The following is a 17785-nucleotide window of genomic DNA, read 5'->3' as shown; positions in this document are numbered from 1 at the left end:
AATCAGGCCTCGTGCGCGCGCAGGAAACGGAAGAATTCCACGCCCTCGCGCAGACGGCGCTTCATCATGTCCCAGCTCGTCAGCATCTCGCGGACGATTTCCCAGATCTTCGACGGACGGAAGTAGAACTGGCGATAGAACTGCTCGAGGTGGTGATAGATCTCGTCGCGCGACAGGTGCGAATAGCCGATCGCCGCGAGCTGCACGCCTTCCTTGCTCACCAGGTTGATGGTCTTGTTCTCTTCCATCCAGCCGTTTTCGACGGCCTGCTTGTAGAGCGTCGTGCCCGGATAGGGCGCGGCGAGCGACACCTGGATCGTGTGCGGATTGATTTCCTTCGCGTACTCGATCGTCTTCTTGATGGTTTCCTGCGTCTCGCCCGGCAGGCCGAGGATGAAGGTGCCGTGGATCTTGATCCCGAGCTTCTTGCAGTCCGCGCTGAAGCGGCGTGCGAAATCGGTACGCACGCCCTTCTTGATGTTCACGAGGATCTGGTCGTCGCCGGATTCGAAGCCGACCAGCAGCAGGCGCAGGCCGTTTTCCTTCATGACCTTCAGCGTCTTGTACGGCACGTTCGCCTTCGCGTTGCACGACCACGTCATGCCGAGCTTGCCCAGGCCGATGGCGATGGCTTCAGCGCGCGGCAGGTCGTCGGTGAAGGTGTCGTCGTCGAACATCAGTTCCTTCACTTCCGGCATGTTGTCGCGGATCCACTTCGCTTCCGCGAGCACGTTCTCGACCGAGCGCGTGCGGTAGCGATGGCCGCTGACCGTCTGTGGCCACAGGCAGAAGGTGCAGCGCGACTTGCAGCCGCGGCCCGTGTAGATCGATACGTACGGATAGTTCAGGTAGCCGATGAAGTAGTTGTCGATCTTCAGGTCGCGCTTGTAGACGGGCGCCACGAACGGCAGTTCGTCCATGTTCTCGAGGATCGGACGCGCTTCGTTGTGCTCGATCGAGCCGTCCTTCGCGCGCCAGCTCAAGCCCTTGATCTGTGGGAACGGCTTGCCTTCGGCGATTTCCTTGCAGGTGTAGTCGAATTCCTCGCGGCACACGAAGTCGATTGCCTCGCTCGCCGTAAGCGAGTTGTGCGGATCGACCATCACCTTCGCACCCACCATGCCGACCAGCATCGACGGCTTCATCTTCTTCAGGTCCTGCGCGAACATCGCGTCGGTCGGGAACGACGGCGTGCTCGTGTGGATGATCACGAGGTCGTAGTCGTTCGCGATCTTCAGCGTTTCCTCGACCGACAGGCCGTCGGCCGGCGCATCGAGCACGCGGCTGCCCGGCACGAGCGCGGCCGGCTGCGCGAGCCACGTCGGGTACCAGAAGGAACGGATTTCGCGCTTCGCCTGGTAGCGGGACCCGGCGCCGCCGTCGAAGCCGTCGTACGAAGGGGCCTGCAAGAACAGGGTTTTCATGAATGCTCCGGTAGCCTGCATAGTTCGAGTTCGTTTCAAGAATCTAGTAAAAAAAACCGCGGGCCGCCCACACGGGCGCCCGCTCTCGGAATTGGGGTTGGTACGTGCGACGCCGCTCAGCGGCCGTCGACGCCCTCCACGGCCGTCGCGCGCTCGCCGCCGACGACCGTCATCCTCGCACCGCGCCACACGACCTGCGTGCCGAACGCGGCGACGAGCCACTCGAGCGCGAGCAGCGTGTCGCGCACCGCGACGAGCGGCAGATCGCGCCAGAACGCGCGCCAGCCGTCTTCGCCGCGCGCATGCAGCACGAGCCGCCCGAACGTGCCCGCAGCGGCGGCCGTGCCCACCAGCGTGCCGGCGAACGTGCCATCCAGACGCAGCGCGAGCCCCGCGCCGATCGCGAGCCACGGCGCGGTGAACGTGATGAACAGGAACGCAAAACCGGCCGGGTTCAGCGACCGGATCGTGCGCAGCCAGCGCGTCTCGCGGTGCCAGAGCGGCCCGAACGACGCTTCGATCACGTCGGTCGCGACCTCGACCTCGGACAGCACCGTGCGCCGGCCGAGCCGGCGCGGCAGCTCGGCGAGCCAGAAATCGTCGGCCAGCTCGTCCTTCAGCGCCTTGAAGCCGCCGATCCGGTCGAGCGTGTCGCGCGTCAGCGCGAGCGTCGCGCCGAAACCGAAGCGGCTCGAGCGGCCGAGGTGCGTGATCCGCACCGACGGCGCAAACCATGCGTCGACGAACTGCGCGCCGATCCGCGTCCAGAATCCGCCGACGCTGCGCGCATGATACAGGCACGTGACGACGCCGACCGACGCATCGGCGAGCGGCGCCGTCACGCGCTCGAGATAATCGGGCTTCACCGCGATGTCGCTGTCGGCGATCACGATGCGCCCGTACTTCGCCCGCTCGGCGAGATTGATCAGGTTGCTGACCTTCAGGTTCTTGCCGTACACGCGCGCGTCGATCACGAGCGTGATGTCGCATTCAGGGTAGTCCGCGCGCAGCCGCTCGACGACCGCAACCGCCGGGTCGCCCGCCGACGCGACGCCGAACAGCACCTCGTAACGCGGGTGGCGCTGTTCGCAAAAGGTCGCGAGGTTCTCGTACAGGTGCGGCTCCGCGCCACACAGCGGCTTCAGCACGCTGACGGGATCGAAGCCGTCGCGCGCGGCCGTGCGCGGCGTGCGCGGCCGCGGCGCGAACGCCGCGACGAGCGCATAGCCGGCAGCGGCGAGCGTGAACGCGATCAGCAGCCAGTCGATGAGCGTTGCGGCAGGCGTCATGCGAGGCGCCCTCCGGCGGCGGAACCGCGGCGGGCATCGATGGTGTGTGTACTGGGTGATCCGATTGGGACGAACGCGGGCACGACCCGACTCCTTGTTCCGGCAGCGTCTGAATGGGGGGACTCCATACCCGAAAACGGCCATGCCCCCTCTTGCGAGGCACTCCCCGCGCGACGCCCGGGCGGGACGCAGGAAGATGAACGGTAACGGTCCTGTCAGTCAGCAAGACATGGACAAGCGCCGGATTTTAGCAGTCAGCGGCATCGAGCGCTTGGCGACCCAGGCAACGGACTGGTGCAAAATCGGCACATTCCCGAAAAGAAGAACCATTCCGGTGCAATCCCGTTCACCTTAGCGTAAGCGCTTTGCAGGCGTATTGCAGTCTTCGTGCGAAGGCCTTTCGTGCTTTTTTGTGTCTCCGTACGGTTTCGTACCCAATCTTCGTAAAAATCGGTAATTTACCGATCATTACAGCAATTTTGGAAACAATCGGAAATCGTATTTCACGCACCCCTGATGTCGTCAGGGGTATCCGCGCGCCGTCAGCACGTTCCGGCACCCTTTGGCAAAATCGACCGATCTGTTGCGTCCGCGCATCACCGCGCGACCCCGTTCGAAGGCCATCCGATGACTCCGTTTTCCGTACTCGATCTTGCCCCCATTCCGGCCGGCGCCGACGCCGCGCTGGCATTCCGCAACACCCTCGATCTCGCGCAGCACGCCGAGCGCTGGGGCTACCGCCGCTACTGGCTCGCGGAGCACCACAACATGCCCGGCATCGCGAGCGCCGCGACCGCCGTCGTGATCGGCCACGTCGCGGGCGGCACGCAGACGATCCGCGTCGGCTCCGGCGGCATCATGCTGCCGAACCATGCGCCGCTCGTGATCGCCGAGCAGTTCGGCACGCTCGCGTCGCTGTACCCGGGCCGGATCGATCTCGGCCTCGGCCGCGCGCCCGGCACCGACCAGACCACGTCGCGCGCGCTGCGCCGCGACCTGATCGGCAGCGCCGACACGTTCCCCGACGACGTCGCCGAGCTGCTCCGCTACTTCGCGGAACCGGCGCCCGGCCAGCGCGTGCGCGCGGTGCCTGGCGCCGGGCTCGACGTGCCGGTCTGGCTGCTCGGCTCGAGCCTGTTCAGCGCACAGCTCGCCGCGATGCTCGGCCTGCCGTTCGCGTTCGCGTCGCATTTCGCGCCGGACTACCTGATGCGCGCGCTCGAACTGTACCGCGCGCAGTACCGGCCGTCGGCCGCGTGGCCGAAACCGCATGCGATGGTGGGCGTGAACGTGTTCGCGGCGGATACCGACGACGACGCGCGGCACCTGTTCACGTCGCTGCAGCAGCAGTTCCTGAACCTGCGCCGCGGCACGCCGGGCAAGCTGCCGCCGCCCGTCGACGTGCTCGAAGCGAACGAACTCGAGCTCGCGAACGTCGCGCATGCGCTGTCGTTCGCCGCGGTCGGCTCGCGTGACACCGTGCGCGACCGGCTGCGCGACCGGATCGCGCAGACCGGCGCGGACGAGCTGATCATCACCGCGCAGATCTACGACCACGCGGCGCGCTTGCGGTCGTTCGAGCTTGCCGCGCAGATCCGCGACGAGCTCGCGAGCGAAGCGCGCTAAACCGGCCACGGTGCCGTCGACGGCACCAGCCACGGCGCCGGCGCCGGCGCCGGCGCCAGTGCGCCAGTGCGCCAGTGCGCCAGTGCGCCGGGACGCGCCCGGCGCACCTGCATCTACATCACTGCGGATGCACCTGCGCGAGCCCGTCGAGCAGCGCCTTGTGGAAGGTGTCCGGATCCTGGAGCTGCGGCGCATGGCCGAGCGCCGGGAACTCGACGAGCTGCGCACCGGGAATCGCCGCCTGCGTACGCTTCGCGAGCTCCGGATAGTGCCCGAGCTTCGCGTGGAGATCCGGCGGTGCGACGTCCTTGCCGATCGCGGTCGTGTCCTTGTCGCCGACCATCAACAGCGTCGGCACGCGGATCGCGCCGAACTCGTAGACAACCGGCTGCGTGAAGATCATGTCGTAGACCAGCGCCGAATTCCACGCGACCGCGTCCCGACCGGGCCCGCGATACATCCCGGCGAGCATCTGCACCCAGCGCTCGTACGCGGGCGACCACTTGCCCGCGTAGTACGTCCCCTGCTCGTAGCGGCGGATGCCGTCGGCCGTCGTCTTCAGCTCGCGCGCATACCAGTAGTCGATCGACAGCGGCGGCACGCCGAGCGCCTTCCAGTCCTCGAGGCCGATCGGGTCGACGAGGACGAGCTGCTCGGTCGCCTTCGGGTACATCAGCGCGTAGCGGATCGCAAGCATGCCGCCCGTCGAATGGCCGACGAGCGTCGCGCTCTTCACGCCGAGCGACTCGAGCAGTGCATGCGTGTTGTGCGCGAGCTGCTGGAAGCTGTACTGGTAGCGCTCGGGCTTCGACGACTTGCAGAAGCCGATCTGGTCGGGCGCGATCACGCGATAGCCGGCACGGCTCAGCACCGCGATCGATTCCTCCCAGGTTGCCGCGCAGAAGTTCTTCCCGTGCAGCAGCACGACGGTGCGGCCGTTCGGATGGCCGGGCTGCACGTCCATGTACATCATCTCGAGGGTCTCGCGCTGCGACACGAACGCATAGCGGTGCACGGGCTCCGGATACGTGAAGCCCTCCAGCCGCGGACCGTAAGCGGGCTCGTCGGTGCCGCCCGACGGGGGCGTCGCCGCAGTCGCGACGGACGCCGCGCACGCGGCGGCGAAGCACGCGCCGAGCACGGCGGCACGTGAGGCGGACAACATCTTGCAAATCGAAAGCATGACGGACACGATAAGTGGAAACGCACGCGGACAGCGCCGCGCCCCGCGATTCTACGCGGTCGCGCTGACGACAGCGCGCAACAGTCCGCGACCGCGCGACTTTCTCGCATGCGGGAAACTCGGGTATCGTGTGACGTGACCCTGATCCGCGTGCAGGCGAATACCCATGAAAAACGTCCTCAGCATTCAGTCTCACGTGATCTACGGCCACGCGGGCAACAGTGCGGCCGTGTTCCCGATGCAGCGCCTCGGCGTGAATGTCTGGCCGCTCAACACCGTCCAGCTGTCGAACCACATGCAGTACGGCCACTGGGCCGGCAGCGCGATCGACGCCCCGAAAATGGAGCAGCTCGTCGACGGCATCGCCGCGATCGGCGCGCTCAAGCGCTGTGACGCGGTGCTGTCGGGGTTCCTCGGCTCCCCCGCGCAGGCGCGCGCGACGGTCGAGATCGTCCGCGCGGTCAAGGCGACGAATCCGAACGCGTGGTACTTCTGCGATCCGGCGATGGGACAGACGGGCGGCATCCGCCCGGAACCGGGTGTCGAGGAGTTCATCGTCCACGAGATGCCCGCGCTTGCCGATGGCATGTCGCCGAACCACACCGAACTGCAGAAGCTCGCCGGACGCCGCATCGAGACCGTCCCGGAAGCGGTCGACGCATGCCGCGCGCTGATCCGCCGCGGGCCGCAGATCATCCTCGTGAAACACCTGCACGACCGCAACAGCCCGGCGGACCGCTTCAACATGCTGGCCGTCACCGAAACGGAGGCATGGATCGGCCAGCGTCCGCTGTACGCGTTTCCGCGCCATCCGGTCGGCGTCGGCGACCTGACGAGCGCCATCTTCGTCGCCCGGCGGCTGCGCGGCGACTCGGTGCGCGCGGCGTTCGAGCACACGCTCGCGGCCGTGCACGCGGTCGTCAAGGCCACCTACGACGCGCGCCGCTACGAGCTCGAACTCATCGCCGCGCAGGACGAGATCGCGAGCCCGAGCGAGTGGTTCGGCGCGTGGGTCACGGACGTGTGACGACGCGTTATCGCAAAAAAACTGTCGCGCAAACGTTTTCGTTTCTTCATCCGAATTTCACCGTTCGCTCGCTATGCTCGCGGCGGCACGGATCGGGGCCATGCAATCCGCCCCGGTCCGGACGATTCCAGTCGCCGCTTCAAGGCGTCCATTCCCTTCCGTATCGGAACCGAGACATGACCCAAAAGAATCGCCGTGACTTCCTGCGTCTGGCCGCCGGCACCGCCGGCGCCGCAACTCTGAATCTGTTCCCGCCCGTGATCCGCGACGCGCTCGCGATTCCCGCCAACCGCCGCACCGGCACGATCCGCGACATCGAGCACATCGTGATCCTGATGCAGGAGAACCGCTCGTTCGACCATTATTTCGGCACGCTGCGCGGCGTGCGCGGCTTCGGCGACCCGCGCCCGCTGCGCCTCGCGAACGGCAAGTCGGTGTTCCATCAGCCGGTCGGCCCGGCCGAGCTGCTGCCGTTCCACCCGCGCGCGGACAAGCTCGGCATGCAGTTCCTGCAGGACCTGCCGCACGGCTGGCAGGACATGCACGCCGCGTGGAACAAGGGCCGCTACGACCAGTGGGTGCCGAACAAGGGCACGACGACGATGGCGTACCTGAAGCGCGACGACATCCCGTTCCACTACCAGCTCGCCGACGCATTCACGATCTGCGACGCGTACCACTGCGCGATCCCGAGCTCGACCGACCCGAACCGCTACTACATGTGGACCGGCTATGTCGGCAACGACGGCATCGGCGGCGGCCCCGTGCTCGGCAACGACGAGAAGGGTTACGGCTGGACGACCTATCCGGAAGTGCTGCAGAACTCGGGCGTGTCGTGGAAGATCTACCAGGACGTCGGCACCGGGCTCGACGCGAACGGCTCGTGGGGCTGGACGCAGAACCCGTATATCGGCAACTACGGCGACAACTCGCTGCTCTACTTCAACCAGTACCGCACCGCGCTGCCCGGCACGCCGCTGTACGACAACGCGCGCACCGGCACCAACATCAGCGCTGGCGGCACGCTGTTCGACATCCTGCAGCAGGACGTGAAGAACGGCACGCTGCCGCAGGTATCGTGGATCTGCGCGCCGGAAGCGTACTCCGAGCACCCGAACTGGCCGGCGAACTACGGCGCGTGGTACATCGAGCAGGTGCTGGCGGCGCTCGTGTCGAACCCGGACGTGTGGAGCAAGACCGCGCTCTTCATCACCTACGACGAGAACGACGGCTTCTTCGACCACGTGCCGCCGCCGTTCGCGCCGCAGTCGCGCGACAACGGGCTGTCGACGGTCGCGACCACCAACGAGGCATTCCCCGGCGACGCGTCGCACATGGCCGGCCCGTACGGCCTCGGGCCGCGCGTGCCGATGCTGGTCGTGTCGCCGTGGACCAAGGGCGGATGGGTCTGCTCGCAGACCTTCGATCACACGTCGCTGCTGCAATTCATCGAGGCGCGCTTCGGCGCGCAGTACGCGGTCACCGCGTCGAACGTGTCGCCGTGGCGCCGTGCGGTGTGCGGCGACCTGACGTCCGCATTCGACTTCTCGACGCCCGACGCAAGCTGGCCGCAACTGCCCGACACGAGCGGCTACGCGCCGCCCGATCGCAACCGCCATCCCGACTACATCCCGGTTCCGCCCGTCGAGCAGCATCTGCCGAAGCAGGAACACGGCCTGCGGCCGGCGCGCGCGCTGCCGTACGAGCTGTTCGCGTATGGCCGGATCGACAACGCGAGCGGCCAGTTCCGGCTGACCTTCGCGAACACCGGCAGCGCCGGTGCGGCGTTCCAGGTCCAGGCGCGCAACCGTGTCGACGGCCCGTGGACCTACACGGCCGCAGCCGGCAAGCGAATCTCCGATACCTGGAGTCCGGCACCGTCACTCGGCCTGTACGACCTCGACGTGTACGGCCCGAACGGCTTCTACTGCCACTTCCGCAGCCCCGCCGCGCTTGCGGTCGGGCCCGCGAGCATCAACCCTGAAGTGATCTACGGCTTCGACGTCGCGAACGGCAACATCACGCTGCGCCTGATGAACCGCGGCCACCGGCCCGTGCGGCTCAAGGTCACAAGCGCATATGGCCACGCCCATCCGCGCGTGTTCGACCTCGAGCCGGGCGCGCGGGTCGACGATTACTGGGACCTGCGCGGCAGCCACGGCTGGTACGACCTCACCATCACCGACAGCAAGCCGCTCGGCTTCCTGCGCCGCTTCTCCGGCCACGTCGAAACCGGCCGCCCGAGCACGAGCGATCCGCTGATCCGGACCGCGCCGGCCGCCGAGTCCGAATCCGACGACGCGTCCGGGTCCCAGTCGGAATCCGGGGCTGAATAACGCCACAGTAGCGCCATCGCGATGCGCCGGCCGTTCGATACGGCCGGTGCCCCGTCGCTGCGGGCGCGGCGCCTGCCGCCGCGCTCGCCCCACCCGCCCCGCCAGTCTCCGGCGCGGGAATTCCCTCATCGCCGCTCTCCGTTGTCGCGTCTGAATTGTGCGGAAATCCGCACGTTTCGTGCGCCGAATCGACAAGACTCGCCCAATTTGGCCCCCTATAACTCGTCGTCAGACGCTCGGGCCCACGTTCGGCCGGGCCCGCAGAAGCGTCGCCCGCGTGCGCTGTTGCGCGCGTTTTCGTGTCTCGCCGCCCAAGGAACGAACATGACATTCCGCCCATCGCTGCTGTCCCTGTCGCTCGCCTCCGCACTTGCGGTGTTCACGCACCAGGCCGCGCTGGCGGCCGGGGAAACCGACGTCAAGGTCGGCTTCGCCGCGCCGCTCACCGGCGTCAACGCCGGCTACGGCAAGGACCTGCAGAACGGTGTCCAGCTCGCGCTCGACGACGCCACCGCGCAGAAGGTGCAGATCGCCGGCAAGCCGGTGCACTTCGACCTCGTCGTGCAGGACGACCAGGCCGACCCGCGGATCGGCGTGCAGGCCGCGCAAAGCCTCGTCGACCAGAGCGTGTCGGTCGTCGTCGGCCACTTCAACTCGGGCACGACGATTCCGGCGTCGGTCGTCTACGACAAGGCCGGCATCCCCGTGATCGATCCGGCCGCAACCAACCCGACGCTGACGTCGCGCGGGCTCGCGAACATGTTCATGGTGATCGCGACCGACGGCCAGAACGCCGGCAACGCGGGCAAGTACGCGGTCGACGTGACAAAAGCCAAGCGCATCGCGATCGTCGACGATCGCACTGCGTTCGGCCAGGGCGAAGCGGACGAATTCGAGAAGGCCGTGAAGGCGGCCGGCGGCTCGATCGTCGCGCGCGAATTCACGAACAACCAGGCGGTCGACTTCCGCGCGCAGATCACGACCCTGAAGGGCAAGAATCCCGACCTGATCTTCTTCGGCGGGCTCGATTCGCTCGCCGCGAACTTCATCAAGCAGATGCGCCAGCTCGGGCTGAATGCGCAGTTCGTCGGCGGCGGCGGCGTGAAGGACAACGAGTTCATCAAGATCGCGGGACCCGCCGCCGAAGGCGCGATGGCGTGGGAATACGGCCGGCCGCTCGACGAACTGCCGCAAGGGAAGGACTTCGAGCAGCGCTTCAGGAAACGCTTCGGCGTCGACGTGCTGTCGTACGCGCAGTTCGGCTACGACGCCACGTGGGCGGCGATCAAGGCGATGCAGGCGGCCGCCTCGACCGACCCGAAGGTCTATCGCCCGGCGCTCAGGAAAGTCGATTTCGAAGGGATCACCGGCCGCATCTCGTTCGCGCACGACGGCTCGCTCAAGAGCGGGATGTCGACGCTGTACCAGGTGAAGGGCGGTGACTGGAAGACGATCGTGACGAAGGGGGGTTGATCGCGCGGGCGGCTGGCGGTTTGCCGCTTGCCGCTTGCCGCTTGCCGCTTGCCGCTTGCCGCTTGCTGCGGGCCGCCGCGTCGCCGGGAAGGTTCATTGCCAGCCGACAAGCTGGCGATATTATACGATGACTGACATTAAAAACATCCGGCCAGCCGTCTGACCGAAGGCGGTCCCGCCCTGCCGGGCCGGCCGCCTGGTCGCGCATCATTCCGCGTGCACGCCCCGCTCGGCCTCGGCCGCTTCGTGCGCGCGGCGCAGCCGCTCGCGGCTGTTGGTCAGGTGCGTGCGCATCGCGGCGCGTGCGGCCTCCGGGTCGTGGCGCGCGATCGCCTCGTAGATGTCCTCGTGCTCGTGGTTCAGCCGGCCGACGTAGCGCTCGAGATCGTCGCCCGCGAAGCGCGCGGAATTCACGCGGGTGCGCGGGATGATCGATGTGCCGAGCTGCGACATGATGTCGACGAAATACCGGTTGCCGGTCGATTGCGCGATCTGCAGGTGGAACTGGTAGTCGAGCTGCGCGGTATCGCGGCCGCCGCCCGAGCCCGCCGCGATCGCGTCGAGTGCGCGCCGCAGCGCGGCGAGATCCGCGTCGTTCGCGCGCTGCGCGGCGAGGCTCGCGCATTCGCTTTCCAGGCTGATGCGCAGCTCGAGCACCGCGAGCACGTCGCGCAGCGTCGTGATCGTCGCGGGATCGATGCCAAGCGCCTGGCGGCGCGACGGCTCGAGCACGAAGCTGCCGATGCCGTGGCGCGTCTCGATCAGGCCGCTTGCCTGCATCCGCGAGATCGCTTCGCGCACGACCGTGCGGCTCACGCCCTGCGTCGCCATCACTTCGGTTTCGGTCGGCAGCTTGTCGCCAGGACGCAGCGTGCCGTTCTCGATCTGCGCAGTCAGCGCGTCGACGACATCTTGTGCGAGGCTGCGCGCGCGACGACGCGGCGCTGCGGGGAGCGTAGGCACGGACATGTGGCCGGTTCCTTATTGAATGATCGTATCGGTAAGCCGAGGGTTTACGCGGGGTATGAGCGAAAGGCGATGATTCATTATACTGCGTCACAAGTCATCCGACGACTGATGATCGCTGTATTCGTCTCCTGGCATCGAGCCTTTCGCACCGCTATCGTGGATTCATGCGTCGTGCGGCGTCCGTAGACGATCCGCGCACGTCGGTTGTCGAATGATCGCACCTCCTGCCGCGCGCGGCAAAGCTTTTGCCGTGCGCGACGCCGCCCACCCCGCTCCCCCTTTCGCCAACGCCGCCCATGACTGCCGCCACTACCCCGCCCGTTCACGACACGCCACGCATCGTCGACCTGCAAGCGATCCCGGTTGCCGGCCACGACAGCATGCTGCTCAACCTGAGCGGTGCGCACGGCCCGTTCTTCACCCGCAATCTCGTGATCCTGAAGGACAGCGCGGGTCGCACCGGGGTCGGCGAAGTGCCGGGCGGCGAGAGCATCCGCCGCACGCTCGACGATGCGCGCGCGCTCGTCGTCGGCCAGCCGGTCGGCAACCATCATGCGGTGCTCAACGACGTGCGCCGCCGCTTCGCGGACCGCGACGCCGGCGGCCGCGGCCTGCAGACCTTCGACCTGCGCACGACGATCCACGCGGTGACCGCGCTCGAGGCAGCGATGCTCGACCTGCTCGGCCAGCACCTCGGCGTGCCGGTCGCCGCGCTGCTCGGCGAAGGCCAGCAGCGCGAACGCGTCGAGATGCTCGGCTACCTGTTCTACGTCGGCGACCGCACGCAGACCGCACTGCCGTACCGTGACAGCAGTGGCGCGACCGACGACTGGACGCGCGTACGCAACGAACCCGCGCTGACGCCGGACGCGGTCGTGCGGCTCGCCGAGGCCGCGCATGCGCGCTATGGCTTCAACGACTTCAAGCTGAAAGGCGGTGTGTTCGACGGCGCGCGCGAGGTCGAGGCCGTGACCGCGCTCGCCGAACGCTTCCCCGACGCGCGCGTGACGCTCGACCCGAACGGTGCGTGGTCGCTCGACGAGGCCGTGCGGCTGTGCCGCGACCTCCATCACGTGCTGGCTTATGCGGAGGACCCGTGCGGTGCTGAAAACGGCTACTCGGGCCGCGAGGTGATGGCGGAATTCCGCCGCGCGACGGGGCTGCCGACCGCGACCAACATGATCGCGACCGACTGGCGGCAGATGGGCCATGCGGTGCAGCTGCACGCGGTCGACATTCCGCTCGCCGATCCGCACTTCTGGACGATGCAGGGTTCCGTGCGCGTCGCGCAGATGTGCCGCGACTGGGACCTGACCTGGGGCTCGCACTCGAACAACCACTTCGACGTATCGCTCGCGATGTTCACGCACGTCGCGGCAGCCGCACCGGGCAAGGTCACCGCGATCGACACGCACTGGATCTGGCAGGACGGCGAGCGCCTCACGCGCGAGCCGCTGAAGATCGAGAACGGACTGGTGGAAGTGCCGAAGCGTCCGGGGCTCGGGATCGAACTCGACATGGACGCAGTCGCGGTCGCGCATGAACTGTACAGGCAGCATGGCCTCGGCGCGCGCGACGACGCGGCGGCGATGCAGTACCTGATCCCTGGGTGGACGTTCAACAACAAGCGCCCGTGCCTCGTGCGCTGAGCGCGGCAAGCGCGACGCCGAATGCGCTCAGGTGAAGGCCGCCGGCAACCCGCGAACGATCATTGCGCGTCCTTTGCCGGCTGGCTGCGCCCGGCGCGCGAGCCCGATCAGTGGATCTGCTTGAGCGCCGCGTCGAGTGCGAGCGCGGCGACGCGGTCGCCATCGGTCGCGAGCGGCGCGCGCATCACGATCTGCCGGTTATGGCCGACGGCCGCGGGCGAATCCCACAACAGCTCCACCTTCGGCCGCTTGAACAAGCTGGCGCGGCGCGGCGGCGTGCCCTGCGGCCTGCCGCCCTGCGCGGCGCCGCCTGATGCAGAGCCGCCTGACGGAGCGCCGCCCAACGCATCACTACCCGACGCATCACCGCCCGGCGGATCGTCCGCAACGGTCGCTGCCCCATTCGGCCAGCGCACCGACAGCTCGCGCGCATCGTACTGGCCGACCTTGCGGCTTTCCATCCACACAATCGCGGTGCGCGTGAGGGTATCGATGGAGATCGCGTAGCGGCCGACCGCGAAGCGTCGCGCGGCGACGTTGGTGCGCCATAGCGGCCGCGGCCGGCAGATCCAGACGACGGCCGCATACAGCGCCGGCGCGGCGATGAGCCAGCCGTTGGTCGCCGTCACCGCGTGCAGCGCGCGGCGCCAGCCGGCCACCAGCCCGTACGCGCCGATCGACCAGACTGCGAACAGGAAACCGATCAGTGCAAAGAAGCGGAGCGCCTGGCGCAGCCATTGCGGCAACGGATGGAACGGACGCTCGGCACGCGCGGCCGCGCCCGGCAACGCGAGCAGCAGGAACATCAGCACGAGGTAGACGAATGCCCACGGCGACGACGCCATCGCCGACAGCGACTCGCGATAGCCCATCTCCGACATCGAGAACAGCCACCGCGCGAGCAGCACGAGACCGATCGCGCGCAACGCGAAGATCACGCCGGCGCCGGGGGCCGGGGCTGCGCGCGTGGATTTCGTTCTCGCCAAGACTGCTCTCCTCTCGATGATCTGCGGGGCCGGATTTCGCGGCACGGCCATTATAGGGACATTACCGTCTGGACAGACGAACGGCTCGTGTGATCGACCGCGTTCGGCGTGTTCATGTCCGCCGGGCGCGGCGAGAATACAACAGATTGGCGCTGCATATGTGACAACGCCCCGCCGGAAAACCCGGACGGGGCGTCGATGCGACGGCCGGCCGACGAAATCCGGCCGGCGGCGGCGGCGATCAGCCTGCGTTGACTTCGCGCAGCACGGTGCGGCGCTTCTGGCGCAGCAGCTCTTCGTAGCCCTTCACGTAGTTCTGTGCCATCACCTTCGACGAGAAGCGCGCTTCGAACGCCGCACGGACCTTCTCACGCGGCAGCGTGTTCAGGCGCTTGACCGCGGCGACAGCCGACAGCTCGTCCTCGACGACGAAGCCCGACACACCGTTGTCGATCACTTCCGGCACCGAGCCGCGCTTGAACGCGATCACCGGCGTGCCGCACGCCATCGCCTCGATCATCACGAGGCCGAACGGCTCCGGCCAGTCGATCGGGAACAGCAGCGCATGCGCGTTGCCGAGGAATTCGGTCTTCTCGGATTCGCTGATCTCGCCGATGTACTCGACGTGCGGCAGCGAGAACAGCGGCTTGATCTTCTCTTCGTAGTACGCGCGATCGGCCTTGTCGAGCTTCGCGGCGATCTTGATCGGCATGCCGGCCTGCTCGGCGATGCGGATCGCCGTGTCGACGCGCTTCTCCGGCGAGATACGGCCGAGGAACGCGAGGTAGCTCGGCTTCACGTCCGGGATCGGCGTCAGCAGGTTTTCGGGCAGGCCGTGGTAGGTCGTCTGCAGCCAGTTCGCCTGCTGCAGCGGGATGCGCTGGTTGTCGGAGATCGACACGACCGGCACGTCGCTGAACGTATTGAAGATAGGCTGCAGTTCCGGCAGGTCGAGGCGGCCGTGCAGCGTCGTCAGATGCGGCACCGGCTGGCGCGAGAACAGCGGGAACGGATAGTAGTCGATGTGGAAGTGCAGCACGTCGAACTCGTCCGCGCGGCGGCGCACCTGCTCGAGCAGCAGCATGTGCGGGGCCATCACGTCGCGGATCGTCGGGTCGAGGCGCAGCGCCTGCGGCCAGACGGCTTCGAGCTTCGCCGACGTTTGCGAATCGCCGCTCGCGAAGAGCGTGACGTCATGCCCCATATCGACGAGTGCTTCGGTCAGGTAGGACACCACCCGTTCGGTACCACCGTACAGCTTCGGGGGAACCGCTTCGTGCAACGGAGCGATTTGGGCGATTCGCATGCGTAACTCCTAAAAAATCGGCAATAAACCAGGCTTGGGTCGGCAGCCTGCCGGCGATCCCGGCGGGATGCATGTCATCCAGACATCGGACGAATTGGCCTGCTGGCAGCGTCGAACCCGCGCTGCTCAAGGAGCGTCGGCGACGCGACAGGCATAGAACGTTTGAAACGAAGACCCGTTGACAGGGGTTCGTAAAAAGACCAAGACGCGAACCCGGAGCCGATTATCTAGGGTTAATCCCGAGACGGCGCACGACATTTCAAACTCTTTACTTTGTTACAAAGCGGCAACACTTTGCAACCCGCGGACTTGGGTGTCCGTTCTAGAGTGGAAGGCCTTTTTCGGCATCCCTCGCCGCGTACGGCGTGATCCGGCACCGAAATTACGGTGCGTCGCGCGCAGCACGGGATGCCGGATTTTATCTCAAAATTGAACGTGCGCCCTCTGCCGACGGCAAGATTCGCGCGGCGCGATGCCGGGCGTTGTTTACAATGGCGGATTACGTCGGGACGAAATCCTGCAGGCGATCCGGCCGCGACGTTCAACCATCGATTCACCGCACGCACATTTTGGAAGCTCTCACCCCTGCCCAGCGCAACGCCTACAACGCGAAGCTGTCGAGCTACGCGCACCGTCCGCTCGCGTTCCTGTTCCGCTACATCCGCCTGCATCCGGTCGCGCACCTGATCGTGCTCGTCAGCGTGCTGGCCGCCGTCGGCTGCGCACTCGGCTCGCAATACGCGATCAAGCACCTGATCGACGTGCTCGCGACCGGCCGCCACCATCCGGGCCCGCTGTGGAGCGCATTCGCGCTGCTCGTCGGGCTGATCGCCGCCGACAACCTGCTGTGGCGGGTCGGCGGCTGGGCCGCCGCGCATACGTTCGTCGCGGTCACCGGCGACCTGCGGCGCGACCTGTTTCAGTACCTGATCGGCCACTCACCGACCTATTACTCCGAGAAGCAGCCCGGTACGCTCGCGAGCCGCATCACCGCGACGTCGAACGCCGTCTACACGTCGGAGAACACGATGGCGTGGAACGTGCTTCCGCCGTGCATCGCGGTGATGGGCGCGATCCTGATGATCATCGTCGTCAACCCGCTGATGGCCGCCGGCCTGCTCGGCTGCTCGGCCGTGCTGTCCGTCGTGCTGTTCAAGCTCGCGGGCCGCGGCTCCGCACGCCATCACACGTTCGCGGCGAAGGCGGCGGCGGTCGACGGCGAGCTCGTCGACGTGATCGGCAACATGGGCCTCGTGCGCGCGTTCGGGATGACGCTGCGCGAGCAGAAGCGCTTCGGCGCGACCGTGAAGGCGGAGATGGACGCGCGCCAGCAGAGCCTGCTCTATCTGGAAAAGCTGCGCCTGCTGCACGCGGTGATCACCGCGATGCTGTCCGCCGGCCTGCTCGGCTGGGCGCTGTGGCTGTGGGACCAGGGCCGCGCAACGTCGGGCGACATCGTGCTCGTCAGCTCGCTCGGCTTCACGATCCTGCACGGCACGCGCGATCTCGCGGTCGCGCTCGTCGACGTCACGCAGCACATCGCGCGCCTGTCCGAAGCAGTGAAGACGCTGCTCGAGCCGCACGGGATGCCGGACCGCTCCGATGCGGTGGCGCTCGCGGCGCGCGGCGGGCGCGTCGATTTCGAGCGCGTGACGTTCGCGTATCCGCATCGTCGCGCGATCCTCGATCACTTCGACCTCCATATCGAACCGGGCCAGCGCGTCGGCCTGATCGGCAAGTCCGGCGCCGGCAAGTCGACCGTGCTCGCATTGCTGCAGCGCTTCTACGACACGCAGGACGGCGTCGTGAAGGTCGACGGCCAGGACGTGAAGTCGCTCACGCAGGACAGCCTGCGCCACGCGATCGCGCTCGTGCCGCAGGACATCTCGCTGCTGCACCGGACGATCTACGACAACATCGCGTACGGCCGCCCCGACGCGACGCGCGACGAAGTGCTCGCCGCCGCGCGCGACGCGCGCTGCGCGGAGTTCATCGAGGCGATGCCCGAAGGCTACGACACGATCGTCGGCGACCGCGGCGTCAAGCTGTCGGGCGGCCAGCGCCAGCGCATCGCGATCGCGCGTGCGATCCTGAAGAACGCGCCGATCCTGCTGCTCGACGAGGCAACGTCCGCGCTCGACAGCGCATCGGAGGAAGCGATCCAGAGCGCGCTCGACCGGCTGATGGTCGGCCGCACGGTGATCGCGATCGCGCACCGCCTGTCGACGCTGCGCAACTTCGACCGGATCATCGTGATGAGCAGCGGCAAGGTGATCGACGACGGCAGCCCGGAAGTCCTGCGCAACCGCCCGGGCCTGTACCGCGACCTGCTCGCGAAGCAGCACGGCCGCCATCATCATGCAGCACCCGACGGCGGCGGCGCGCCGACCGGCGAACGCGCAGCCTGACGCGGCGCACGTCCCACCACGCGCGTCCCGCAAAAGAGAAAGCCGCAGTGCATCACGCACTGCGGCTTTTTTCATGTTCCGCCGAACCGGTGTCCGGCACCCGGCGCCC

The 17785-nt window shown here is 67.3% G+C and carries 12 protein-coding genes; 6 read left to right on the top strand and 6 right to left on the bottom strand.

The features are described from left to right. Positions 1-2: 2 nt before the first annotated feature. Together hpnJ and hpnI are read right to left on the bottom strand one after the other, a co-directional pair. Positions 3-1445: a hopanoid biosynthesis associated radical SAM protein HpnJ gene (hpnJ, locus tag G3N94_RS09570; protein ID WP_346778676.1), complete on the bottom strand. Its 1443-nt coding sequence runs from the start codon at positions 1443-1445 to the stop codon at positions 3-5. A gap of 95 nt (positions 1446-1540) precedes the next feature. Continuing rightward, on the bottom strand, positions 1541-2713 hold the full coding sequence (gene hpnI, locus G3N94_RS09565; RefSeq protein ID WP_205792138.1) for a bacteriohopanetetrol glucosamine biosynthesis glycosyltransferase HpnI: 1173 nt from the start codon (positions 2711-2713) through the stop codon (positions 1541-1543). A gap of 627 nt (positions 2714-3340) precedes the next feature. Here hpnI and G3N94_RS09560 point away from each other — a divergent pair. Beyond that, complete coding sequence (locus G3N94_RS09560; protein WP_205792137.1) at positions 3341-4339, top strand: LLM class flavin-dependent oxidoreductase; 999 nt, start codon at positions 3341-3343, stop codon at positions 4337-4339. A gap of 118 nt (positions 4340-4457) precedes the next feature. On the opposite strand, the gene G3N94_RS09555 is transcribed toward G3N94_RS09560, so the two are convergent. Beyond that, the gene (locus G3N94_RS09555; RefSeq protein ID WP_205792136.1) at positions 4458-5522 is read right to left on the bottom strand and encodes an alpha/beta hydrolase; all 1065 of its coding nucleotides are present in this window, start codon (positions 5520-5522) and stop codon (positions 4458-4460) included. A gap of 166 nt (positions 5523-5688) precedes the next feature. Between G3N94_RS09555 and pdxY the strand changes: the two genes are divergently transcribed. From pdxY to G3N94_RS09540, 3 genes are all read left to right on the top strand, one after another. Then, on the top strand, positions 5689-6549 hold the full coding sequence (gene pdxY, locus G3N94_RS09550) for a pyridoxal kinase PdxY (protein ID WP_205792135.1): 861 nt from the start codon (positions 5689-5691) through the stop codon (positions 6547-6549). A 176-nt stretch (positions 6550-6725) separates the two neighbouring features. Further along, positions 6726-8885 carry a phospholipase C, phosphocholine-specific gene (locus tag G3N94_RS09545; RefSeq protein WP_205792134.1) on the top strand — a complete coding sequence of 720 codons (2160 nt, stop codon included), beginning with the start codon at positions 6726-6728 and terminating at the stop codon, positions 8883-8885. 324 nt (positions 8886-9209) lie between these two features. Further along, positions 9210-10358 carry a branched-chain amino acid ABC transporter substrate-binding protein gene (locus G3N94_RS09540; protein WP_205792133.1) on the top strand — a complete coding sequence of 383 codons (1149 nt, stop codon included), beginning with the start codon at positions 9210-9212 and terminating at the stop codon, positions 10356-10358. Between the two features lie 207 nt (positions 10359-10565). On the opposite strand, the gene G3N94_RS09535 is transcribed toward G3N94_RS09540, so the two are convergent. Further along, positions 10566-11327 (bottom strand): FadR/GntR family transcriptional regulator, encoded by a 762-nt coding sequence (locus tag G3N94_RS09535; RefSeq protein WP_205792132.1) that lies wholly within the window; start codon positions 11325-11327, stop codon positions 10566-10568. Between the two features lie 296 nt (positions 11328-11623). On the opposite strand from G3N94_RS09535, the gene gudD reads away from it, so the two are divergent. Next, the gene (gene gudD / locus G3N94_RS09530) at positions 11624-12976 is read left to right on the top strand and encodes a glucarate dehydratase (protein ID WP_205792131.1); all 1353 of its coding nucleotides are present in this window, start codon (positions 11624-11626) and stop codon (positions 12974-12976) included. Positions 12977-13083: 107 nt separating this feature from the next. On the opposite strand, the gene G3N94_RS09525 is transcribed toward gudD, so the two are convergent. Together G3N94_RS09525 and G3N94_RS09520 are read right to left on the bottom strand one after the other, a co-directional pair. Then, on the bottom strand, positions 13084-13962 hold the full coding sequence (locus tag G3N94_RS09525) for a hypothetical protein (RefSeq protein ID WP_205792130.1): 879 nt from the start codon (positions 13960-13962) through the stop codon (positions 13084-13086). Between the two features lie 241 nt (positions 13963-14203). After that, positions 14204-15268, bottom strand: coding sequence for a glycosyltransferase family 4 protein (locus tag G3N94_RS09520; RefSeq protein WP_205792129.1), 1065 nt, complete (start codon positions 15266-15268; stop codon positions 14204-14206). A gap of 569 nt (positions 15269-15837) precedes the next feature. Between G3N94_RS09520 and G3N94_RS09515 the strand changes: the two genes are divergently transcribed. Continuing rightward, positions 15838-17676 (top strand): ABC transporter ATP-binding protein, encoded by a 1839-nt coding sequence (locus tag G3N94_RS09515; protein WP_205792128.1) that lies wholly within the window; start codon positions 15838-15840, stop codon positions 17674-17676. Positions 17677-17785 lie beyond the last annotated feature (109 nt).

The organism is Burkholderia sp. Ac-20353 (assembly GCF_017104785.1).
In the GTDB taxonomy this organism is placed as follows: Bacteria; Pseudomonadota; Gammaproteobacteria; order Burkholderiales; family Burkholderiaceae; genus Burkholderia.
The sequence above is the reverse complement of the archived record's forward strand: the minus strand, read 5'-3'. Positions and strand labels throughout refer to the sequence as shown.